Consider the following 10512-nt stretch of genomic DNA (forward strand, 5'->3'; position numbering starts at 1 on the left):
AATCATCCAAAGAATGTATTTCGCCGGGAAAAAGGCGAAATACAGCGCCCGCAACAGACGTGTCGGGTTGAACAGATAAAGGCTGGCCGGGGCACGTCTGCCTGCGGGTTGTGCATCAGCCTGAGCGCCGCCGCCCAGACCCATGCCACCAAGGCCCGCCATGCCGCCCAGACCCATGCCACCACCACCGCCGCCGCCGCGCTTGGCAGCCAGCAGCGCACGGATGCGATCGCGATTGCCGCCGTCGCCATCGCCGCCACCCATCCCGGCGCCGCCACCAAAGCCGCCACCGCCAAAACCGCCACCGCCACCAAATCCGCCAGTGCGCCCCAGCATCGGCGACAGCATGTCATCGTCGAACAAGTCATCGTCCAGACCCAGCGCCGCCAGCCCATGGCGCGCGCGCACAGGCTCGGGCTTGGACAGGATTTCCGTCGTCGGCGCCGGCGGCGCATCGCCTGCCTTGGCTTCGGGCGTGTCGGCCTCAACCGCGGCATCTATGGCCTGAGCCTCGGTTTGCGTGGCCTTTTCAGCCGCGGCTTTTTCACGTGCCGCACGCTCGGCTGCGGCCTTTTCGCGGGTGGCTTTTTCACGCGCGGCCTTTTCGGCCCGCGCCTTGGCCTCGGCGGCCTTGCGGGCCTTTTCGGCCTCGGCCCGCGCCTTTTCGGCTGCGGCCTGTTCTTCGGCGGCAATGCGGGCGCGTTCAGCGGCCAGTTCACGCTCGGCGCGTTCGGCAGCGGCTTTTTCTTCGGCGGCTTTGCGTTCGGCGGCAGCGGCCTTGGCCTCGGCAGCCTTACGGGCCCTTTCGGCCTCGGCAGCCTTGCGCGCTTCTTCGGCGGCCTTTTCTTCGGCAGCTTTGCGCGCTTCGGCGGCGGCCCTTTCGCGCTCGGCGCGTTCCTGAGCTGCGCGGGCCTTTTCGGCGGCGGCCTTTTCAGCCGCGGCTTTTTCTTGCGCGATGCGCTTGGCTTCGGCCTCGGCCCGCTCGCGGGCGGCGCGTTCGGCATCGGCGCGGGCCTTTTCAACGGCGGCTTTTTCCGCTGCCAGCTTGGCCGCACGGGCCTGTTCCGCCTGCGCCCGCAGCGCGGCGGCTTTTTCGGCCTCGGCCTTTTCGCGCGCGGCTTTTTCCGCCGCCGCTTGTTCGCGTGCCGCCCGGATCGCGGCCTGATCGCCGGATTGCGCCGGTTCGGCAGCCCTGTCGCGCCCCAGCGTCCCGGCCGTGCCGCCCCGGCGGGCAAAGCGCCCACGGGCAGCGGGGGCAGGTTCAGCCGGGGTTGTGGTCGACGCGTCGGTCAACAGGCCAAGAATGCCCAGCCGCCGCAGGAAAACCGAAATGTTGCGCGCCGTGATTTCCTTGTCGAACCGGGCCTCATAGCGTTTCTGAATGCCTGCGACGTCCTCGGCATTGCCGGCTTCGGTGCAGAGGAAATATTCCTGTTCGGTGAACGCGTATTGCTTGCCGCTGAGGGGGTCCAGAACCCGCACCTCAGAGCCGCCATCGGCGCGGTGCTGAAAAACCACCTTCAGGTCATCCCGAAACTGCTGCTGAGCTTTACCTGCTTTGGCCGCTGAACTCCGGTTGGAATTCTGGAAATCAGACATTTCTTAATCTCACCAAATACTGCGGCGACATGAGCACGGGTGGTCGTGCGCTGCTCGGCCTTTTTTTGTTATAGTCTGTTTGTTGTGGAAAGAAAAACAAGATCACGCAGGTGCAGAATTGGCGCAAGTGGCATGTTAGACGCGGCATCGGTGGTGACGGTAGATGGGCAGGACCATGTGCTGACGGGACACCGCATTGCCTTTGTGCTGCCCGGTGACAGCTTGGTCTTGTTTCCGCAGGGCGGCTCAATCGTCCGGCTCTGTTCAAACGCCTAGGCCTATGACCAAGCACGCGAACATATCCCGGCGTTTGAGGCGTGGCCCCACCAAAATGTCGCCCCGCCATCACGATGATTTTGAGTAACGCTCGCGGTCACTGGAAGGGTCGTTCAGCCACCATCTGCGCTGGTCCTGAACGACCGACATGACCCGCAATCAACCTATCAGCCTGAGCTCGCCTGCCGGGGTGGTCATACCCCCGCCAGTCATCCATACGAGCGGGGCTCAGGGAATAGCCTCAATCAGCCTGTCGATATTTTTCTGCCCGTCACGCGCCGACTTTTCAGCCAAGCCGGGTAGGGTTCTGAATACAGATGACCACCCGGGTCCAGACCCGAGTTGATATGTTTAAAGGGCACCGCGAAACAAATGAAAGGCGCATGGCCATCGAATTGGTCATGCGCCTTTTCTCATGTTGGCCAATACTGCCTTGAGCTTACATCAAGCTTGGCAGCCACGTGGCGATTGATGGCCAGATCATCAACATCGTCAATAGCAGCGCATAGATCCCGAAATACGGAATGACCCCGCGGATGACCGTGGCAAGCCCGGCTTTCGAAATGGAATCGACGACAAACAGGTTGATGCCAACGGGCGGTGTGATCAGGCTTAGCTCGACCACGATCACCGTGATGACGCCGAACCAGATCAGATCGATGCCATAGCTTTGCAGGATCGGCAGCAGCAGCGGCACTGTCAGCACGACGAGGCCGATGGCGTCGATAAAGCAGCCCATGATCGCAAAGATTACGAACAGCGTCAGCATGAAGAATGTAAAGCTAAGACCAAGGCCAACAACCCAATCCGTCAACGCATTCGCCAGCCCGGTGGATTCCACGGCGTATTGGATAATGAACGCGGCGGCGACGATCATCAGAATCGCAGCACTGGTCACCACGCTATTGAAGATCGCCTCCACATAAACGCGCAGGGGCGGCCGCCGTATGGCCCAGGCGATGATTGCTGCCACAAACGCCCCGATTGCAGCGGCTTCTGTCGGTGTGGCGATACCACGATAAATCGTCACCAGAACCACCAGCATCAGGCCGACCATAGGCGCGACCTCGCGCAGGCCCCGGACCGTGTCACCGCGCTTGGCAGCATGCAGCTTGGGTGCCAACGTCGGATTGATCGCGCAGCGGATCGCGATATATGCCATGAACATCGCCGTTACGACGATACCGGGCAGCAGCCCGGCCATGAACAGTTTGGCCACCGACAGTTCAGTGAAGGTCGAATAAACGATCATCACGATTGAAGGTGGAATGAGGATGCCAAGTGTGCCCCCCGCTGCGACAGAACCGGCGGCCATCGCGGAATCGTATCCGTCCGCCTTCTGCCGCGGCAGCGCCACCCCGCCAATGGCCGATGCTGTCGCCACACTCGAACCCGAGATAGCCGCGAAAAGCGCGCTAGCGGCAATGTTCGTCTGCAACAGGCCACCGGGAATGCGGCGCACCAGCTTGGACATGCCGTCATAAAAGGAATCGCTGACGCCTGACTTCAGCATTATCTCGGCCATGAGGATGAACAATGGCAGGGCGCTCAGCGTGGCACTGTTCAGACTGCCCCACAAAATGAAGCCGATCGCGTTGAGCGAGCCAAACCCCTCAACAAGCACCAGAAGCAGGATGCCGCCAAAGCCGATAGCAATGGCGATATGCAGGCCGAGCAGCAGCAGGCCTATGGTCAGCCCGAGGCCCAGAAGAATTGAGAAAATATCATACATGCCAGTCAGTCCGTTTATGCTTGGGTGCCCACAGCGGGGGTCTGCGGTTCAACGGGTGCCAGAAGGCGGCGCAGCACGGCCAGAGTCAGCAGGATAAGCCCCAGCAACAAAAGCCCCTGCGGCAGCCAGAGCGGCGTTGCCGTGACCGTGTTGGCGTGGGTCCCGTTGTCTAGCGTGCGCAGCCAAAGCCGCAGGATCTGCCAGTCGAGCAGCGCGCAGAACAGAAGGGAAATCAGTCCGAACACGACGCCAAAATGCTGGTGCATCTGTTGCGGCAGTCTGTCGTAAATTAGATCGACGCGCAGCATCGCATCGTGCCGATAGGCATATCCTGCCCCCAGAGCCAGCACCGCGACGACCAGATAGCCCGAGAATTCGTCAGTGAAATACATCGTGGTTTGAAAGAAGTTTCGCAGAACGACTTCCAGCGTCACCAGCAGCGTCATTGCCACCAGGATGATGCAGCCTATCGCCGCTCCGGCTTTCAACAGAAAATCAATGCCACTGATGAGCCAACGCATTCGCCAGTCCTTTCGAAAACAAATTTCACAGTCGCGTGGTGAGGGTGGGTTGGCACTCCGGCGCAGTCAATAAGCGCCGAAGTGCCGCGTGTCAGAGACCCAGTGCTGCTTCCAGTTCAGCAAGAAGTTTAACGGCATCGGGGCCCTGCTTTTCGGCCCACTCATGCCAGATCGGCTTCATCACACTCGTGATCTGATCCGCCACTTCGGCGCTCGTTGGAACAACTGTCCAGTGATCAACTTCGGCGAATTCCTTGAGGGCCGCATCATTGCCGGCTTCCTGCTCGGATGTGACAGACGCGGTCATGTTATCCACCGCAGCCTGAACAGCCGTCTGTTCTTCCGCCGACAGGCTGTCCCAGCGGTTCATGTTCATGACCACATAGGCGGAGGCAATGCTGATCGGATCTGTCAGAGCAGAGTTCAGGGAATCCTGCCACAGACGTCCGCCTGAAAACGCCGCCGTAACAACATACTGGACTGCACCGCGCTGAAGCGCGGTCGCAACGTCTGCAGTCGAAATGGTGACGGGAATAGCCCCGAAGTTCTGGACAAGGGCACCCTGTTCAGGCGAGCTGACACGAACCGTTTTGCCCTTGAGATCAGACAGCGACTTCAATGCTGGCGCATTCTTTGCACCAAAGATCATCTGCATCGGGTAATGATATATCCCGAGAACTTTGACATTGTGCTCAGCAAAGGCTTTCTCGACTGAAGGCCTCAAGACCGGCCACGCCTTTTCATTGTAATCGCTTGTGGACTTGAACAGGCCGGGAAATCCGCCAAGGTTGGAGATGGGCACGTAGCCGGAATTGAATACGGTGCTTGCAAAATCGATGACCCCGTCGCTGACGGCCGGAGCGATGTCCGCAGCTGCAATTGGCAGCGCACCACCAACACTACATTTTACATTCACCCGGCCAGACGTGATCACATTGATCTCGGTGGCCAGTTTCTCCAATCCAACGTTGACGGGGCTCGCTGGGGCCGACTGGTAGGTATAGCATTTCCAGTTCTCAGCCAGGGCCGACGCACTCGTAAGCCCGAGTGCGACAGCCGCTGCAAGCACAACGCGCGTCGCTTTTACATTTAACATTCTGAATCCTCCCAAAGATATTTCCGTCCCTATCGCGCAAAACAGGCCGCGATCACGCATATGGTTCCGCCTCCTAACGCGCTGGGTCAATTGCTCGCCGCTGATCGCAGGGACAAGTTTCGCAGGGCGAAATAGCGCGGCCGGTGTTTCCGTGACCGGACAACCGCTGGGTCATCTGGCGCTAAGATCGGGGTTTGTTGCCGGAATTCCTCCAACGAACATATCTTCAAAACGCCGCTCAGTGATGAGCCAGCCTTCGCCGGGAACACAGCGCAGACGGTCGCTCATCTGGGTGACCTGAATCGGGTGGCTCATCGGGCGCACAGGCGTGCCGTCGGCGGCATAGAGTTGCAGAACCCAGTTGCAGGTTGCCTGATCTTCGCCGTCAGGCAATGCACGGAAATTCGTTATCATGTGGACGACCGTCCGCTCGCCCCGATCCTTACGCCATTTGTAAAAGGCGCGGATCTGATCGCGCCCTTCGTACGTATGTTTCATGCCGATGAAACGACTGTCTTCAGCATAGTAGAGGTGCGCGTTGCGCCCCCAATTTGTATCGACGTCATACCAGTAATCAGCCAGCAGGGCTTCCAGCTCCTGAGTCAGCGCCAGACGTTCGGGGGAAATCTGCATGAATTGTCTCCTCGCTTTGTGTTTTTGCCACGAGAAAGGTGCCGCCTGCGTCTTTTGCGCGGCGCAACAGCGCCCGCAACGACAAGCTGCACCCTGGTTTGCGGCACGGAACGACGATGGCGCAAACACGTTCGCCCACAAGTAACGGATCTGTTTATTTCTGGGTTCGAAATTCCACCAGCCGGGATTCGTCTAGAACTCCGGCACATCCTGATCCGCATGCAATGACTGCCCGCCACGCCGCGCGTCGAAAAAGGCGAACATTTCCTCAACTTTGCGGGTCGCTTCGCGAAGCGGCGCATAGATCTCGTCGATCATCCGGTTCGCTGGCACGGCGGTGGTGAAATAACTCAGAGCGATTGTCGCCTGCACCCTGTCCTCATGCATGATGGCCGTCGCCACACTCGATCGGCGCTGCGGCCAGGTGTTGGGTTCGCGCTGGGCATAGCCATCCACCTGCACTTTTTGCAGCAAATCGCGAAACGCGGCTTCTTTTTCCGCCGTCAGATTAATGTTGGGATCCTTGCGCATCGCCACAAGACGTTCTTCGCGTTCGTCTTCTGGACAAAACGCCATATAGGCCCGGCCCAGCGCAGAATCATACAGGCTTGCGCGCAAGCCGATCAGCGATTCCGAGCTCCACGGACTGATCGCACCTGTCCAGAACTGGATCGACATTTCGTTGCCGTCAATCACCGCTATTGCGCTTGGCCAGTTGGTTTCCTGCGTCAGCGAAATCGCGAGGGGCCGCGAATACTCGATAACTTGCGAGACGCTTTCATACCCGCTCGACAGATCGCGCACCCGTTCCGTCACACGGTAGCCGCTGCACATGCGATCGCGCACGACGTACCCTTCGGCGACGAATGTCTCAAGCATCCGAATAATGCTGGGCTTTGGAAAGCCCGTCTCTTCATAAATATCATTGACCGAGGCGACGCCGTGCATGTTCACAGCCCGCATCACGTCAAGCGCGCGGCAGATCGCTTGCACCGGAGGGTATGACGGTGTGCTTTCGCCATTCGCGCCATCTTTAGACGACGTGCGGAACCGACGGACCTGCCCCTGAGGTCTGGTCGATTTTGATACGCTGCGGGCGCCATCCGGACCCTGTGCATCGTTTTTGTGCCAAGCCATGGTGTTCCAATCAAAAAGAACAGGTTTGTTTGGTCTGGTGCTGCGATCCGGGCGCCGATCGTGAATTCGGCGACGCCGCATCGGTTAGATATCATTTATAGTGCGCAGCCAGATGTTTTGCCAGCAACGCCCAATTGCCTTGGCGCTGACCCGGCGCAGAGGAAAGCCGCTTACTATTTCGGACCCTGAAATAAAAACACTTCGTGCGGCGCTGAAATCTGGGCTCAAGGTCGCTGTGCTGGTTTGGAGCGATATTCCATGCCCGCCTGCGGAGAATTTTTTTACAATCAAAAACAGTGGCTTGAATGAGTCTTTTCCAACATTGTCCGCCGAACGCTGCACGCCATCGACCGTCAAACCGCCCGTTTCTGAGACGCCATAGCATCCGCCGCGTTCGCTTGACCCATGCTTGCCCAAAGGCCATGCAAATGAACTGACATTTCTGCCCAGCGACCAGAAGGACCACGCACAATGACCGGGAAGACGATCGTTTATGCCTCACTCGGACCGGAGTTGTGGGTCTATGATCTGGACACTGAAAGCGCCTCGTTGACCCATGTCACGACGCACTGCTTCGACGAAGTGGTGCAATATGCCTGGCCAACCCGCGACTTCAGCGTGCTCTACGTTGCCATCAGCGGCGCTGGCCCGATGGCCGAGGTCGAGCGCCCCAACCACGCTGTGATCGCGTGTCATATTCTGTCGGATGGGGCGCTGGCACCTTTCGGACAACCTGTGCGGCTGGACCATCGCCCCTTGCACATCACACTCGATCCGCAGGAAACGCACCTTCTCGCAGCATATAATATCCCGCCAATGGTAACGGTGCATCGGCTTGGACCGAACCGAGAAGTCGGGGACGAAGTCGAGCAGGACGCGCTGGATTTCGGCGAGACCGTGCATCAGGTGCGCGTGACACCGGGCGGCGATTTCGCGATTGTCCCGGCCTGCGCGCACCACGACAACGGGCTCACGCCGGGGCGTCTTGATATCTTCGCCTATGCCGACGGGAAAATGACCCCGGCGGCGCAGTTGGTGCCCGATCCCGAGCGTGCCGCAGCATGGCAATCCGAATGGTTCGGCGCCCACGGGTTTGCCGCGCGCCATGTCGATTTCCACCCGTCGCGCCCGTGGATGTATCTCTGCCTTGAGCGGCAAAGCGAAATTGCCCTTTTTGACTATGATTCGACCGGCGTCGCCCCACGACCCAGGTTCATCAAAAGCGCGCTTGAAGGCGGTCCGACGGGCCCGTCGGCCCAGTTGGCCAGCGCGATCCATGTGCACCCTAACGGGCGCTTCGTATATGTGTCGAACCGGGCCTGGGATACCGAGCAGATCGACGGAAAGCCGGTGTTCGTCGGGGGCGTCAACGATATCACCGTGTTCGAGATCGACCCGGACTCGGGCGAGCCCACGCTGATTCAGCACGCCGATACCGGCGGCATATTCCCGCGAACGTTTTCCATCGATCCGACGGGCAAACTTCTGGTCGCCGGCAACGAACAACCCGGTTGGCTGCCCAGCGATGATGGCCCGCGACGGGTAACACCCGGCCTGGTCGTGTTTCGAATTGGCGATGACGGTTGCCTGACGCGCACGAAAAAGATCGACTTTCCGGACAATGGTGAGGTTTGCTTCTGGACAGGTATCGTTTCCGTCGCGCTTGAAACCAATCAGGATGCCCCTGCCAACGGCGCCAGCGCGGTCGCGGTCTGACCGGATTTGCCTGCCGCAGTCAGTTCATCTGACTGCGAAACCCTGAGGAGGAGGAGAACGTTTATGTCTACTCGCAAGATCATCATCACATGTGCCGTCACAGGCTCGATCCACACGCCGTCAATGTCGCCGCATTTGCCCGTGACCGCCGACGAGATCGCCGAAGCCGCAATCGGTGCGGCTGAAGCGGGCGCTGCGATTGTGCACCTGCATGCCCGCGATCCAGAAACTGGCGCGCCGGATCAGTCACCCGAAAGGTTTGCGCCTTTTCTGAAGGTCATAAAGCAGCGCTCGGATGTTATCGTGAATATAACGACCGGCGGCGCGCCCACGATGACTATAGACGAACGCCTTGCCCCGGTGGCGCAATATGCCCCCGAAATCGCGTCGCTGAACATGGGGTCGATGAATTTCGGGCTTTATCCGATGCTCGAACGTTTCAAGGACTTTAAGCACGATTGGGAACAACCCTATCTGGAGGGCTCGCGCGATCGGATCTTCCGCAATACCTTCGCGGATATCGAAAAAATTCTGACAACCTGCGCCGAAAACGGCACACGGTTCGAGGTTGAATGCTACGATATCGGCCACCTCTACACGCTCGCGCACTTCGTTGACAGAGGTCTGATCAAACCACCGTTCTTTGTGCAGAGCGTGTTCGGCCTGCTCGGCGGAATCGGCGGTCACCCCGAAGACGTAGCGCACATGAAGCGCACCGCTGATCGCCTCTTCGGCAGCGATTATCAGTGGTCGGTTCTGGGCGCCGGTCGCAACCAGATACCCATTGGTCTGCAATCCATCCTGCTTGGCGGGCATCTTCGCGTCGGGCTGGAAGATTCGCTTTGGGCGGGAAAAGGACGGCTGGCCGAGACCAATGCCGAACAGGTCCGCATCGCCCGCGCGATGGTCGAACAACTGGGTTTCGATGTCGCCAACCCTGCCGAAGCCCGCGAGATGCTGGCGCTCAAGGGCGGCGACAGAGTCAATTTCTGAAAGGATGCACGACGGCCAATATACTCTTTATCTACGCCCACCCCGAACCAATTTCCTTTTGTGCAGGGATGATCGCAGGTGCGCAGGAGCAACTGACGGCCGCCGGGCATGAGGTGGTGGTGATCGACCTTTATGCCAAGAGGTTCAATCCGACCGCCGGACGTCACGATTTCAAATCCATCGCTAACCCCGACCACTTTCACTACCAGACCGAACAGGCCTATGCCGCCGAGCACAACAGTTACAGCGACGATATCGCGACCAAACAGGCGCTGATCCTCACCGCTGATGTGTTCGTACCTGTATTCCCGCTTTGGTGGGGCGCGGCACCGGCGATTATGAATGGCTGGTTTGAGCGGGTCTTGTCGTATGGCTTTGGCTATGTTGACGGCGCGCGTTTCGACAAAGGTCTGTTCCGCAGACGCCGGGCGTGATCGGCTTTGGTGGGGATTGTCGCTGGATGGCGCCAAACTTGCGGCGCTGCTTCCGGGTTCACACGAGGATCTCGACAGCGCGTGGCCGTGCTTAGCATTCTTCCACATCGGCATCCGGTCGATATGGACCTGCTGCGCGATCTCTTTGAAGGTTGGAAATATGCGCTCAGCATTGAAGCGCGGATTCAATCCTTGCCGCATCGAAAGAAAGCATGAAGAATGGCCTTGCTGCGCTTGCGGGCTGAAATAAAAGCAAAAAGGCCGCCATAGGCGACTTAAATAAAACCGTCAAAAAGGTATGGTGGCGGAGACGATGGGATTCGAACCCACGAGACGGTTTCCCGTCTACTCCCTTAGCAGGGGAGCGCCTTCGAC

General features: G+C 59.2%; 8 protein-coding genes and 2 pseudogenes. 4 read left to right on the plus strand and 6 right to left on the minus strand.

What is annotated here, in order from left to right; all coding sequences use genetic code 11:
• The 6 genes and pseudogenes from ABYW26_RS05025 to ABYW26_RS05050 form a co-directional block, all read right to left on the minus strand.
• Positions 1-1518 (minus strand): annotated as a pseudogene (locus ABYW26_RS05025) (hypothetical protein); the annotation flags it as partial.
• A 796-nt stretch (positions 1519-2314) separates the two neighbouring features.
• A complete protein-coding gene (locus tag ABYW26_RS05030; protein ID WP_372603697.1) occupies positions 2315-3607 on the minus strand; it encodes a TRAP transporter large permease in 1293 nt (430 codons plus the stop codon).
• A 14-nt stretch (positions 3608-3621) separates the two neighbouring features.
• Complete coding sequence (locus ABYW26_RS05035) at positions 3622-4128, minus strand: TRAP transporter small permease (RefSeq protein ID WP_372603698.1); 507 nt, start codon at positions 4126-4128, stop codon at positions 3622-3624.
• A 91-nt stretch (positions 4129-4219) separates the two neighbouring features.
• Positions 4220-5107, minus strand: a pseudogene (gene dctP, locus ABYW26_RS05040) (TRAP transporter substrate-binding protein DctP); the annotation flags it as partial.
• Positions 5108-5395: 288 nt separating this feature from the next.
• The gene (locus ABYW26_RS05045) at positions 5396-5857 is read right to left on the minus strand and encodes a nuclear transport factor 2 family protein (protein WP_372603699.1); all 462 of its coding nucleotides are present in this window, start codon (positions 5855-5857) and stop codon (positions 5396-5398) included.
• Between the two features lie 192 nt (positions 5858-6049).
• Entirely contained in the window at positions 6050-6994 is a 945-nt protein-coding gene (locus ABYW26_RS05050; RefSeq protein WP_372603700.1) for an IclR family transcriptional regulator C-terminal domain-containing protein, read from the minus strand.
• A 471-nt stretch (positions 6995-7465) separates the two neighbouring features.
• Here ABYW26_RS05050 and ABYW26_RS05055 point away from each other — a divergent pair, with 471 nt between their 5' ends.
• From ABYW26_RS05055 to ABYW26_RS05070, 4 genes are all read left to right on the plus strand, one after another.
• Positions 7466-8710, plus strand: a complete 1245-nt coding sequence (locus ABYW26_RS05055) for a lactonase family protein (RefSeq protein WP_372603701.1) — start codon at positions 7466-7468, stop codon at positions 8708-8710.
• A 63-nt stretch (positions 8711-8773) separates the two neighbouring features.
• On the plus strand, positions 8774-9703 hold the full coding sequence (locus ABYW26_RS05060; RefSeq protein ID WP_372603703.1) for a 3-keto-5-aminohexanoate cleavage protein: 930 nt from the start codon (positions 8774-8776) through the stop codon (positions 9701-9703).
• Positions 9704-9732: 29 nt separating this feature from the next.
• Complete coding sequence (locus ABYW26_RS05065) at positions 9733-10137, plus strand: NAD(P)H-dependent oxidoreductase (protein ID WP_372603704.1); 405 nt, start codon at positions 9733-9735, stop codon at positions 10135-10137.
• Between the two features lie 81 nt (positions 10138-10218).
• Positions 10219-10353, plus strand: coding sequence for a hypothetical protein (locus tag ABYW26_RS05070; RefSeq protein ID WP_372603702.1), 135 nt, complete (start codon positions 10219-10221; stop codon positions 10351-10353).
• Positions 10354-10512: the final 159 nt, after the last annotated feature.

Origin of the sequence: Actibacterium sp., from assembly GCF_041584535.1 — a bacterium.
GTDB lineage: Bacteria > Pseudomonadota > Alphaproteobacteria > Rhodobacterales > Rhodobacteraceae > Actibacterium_D.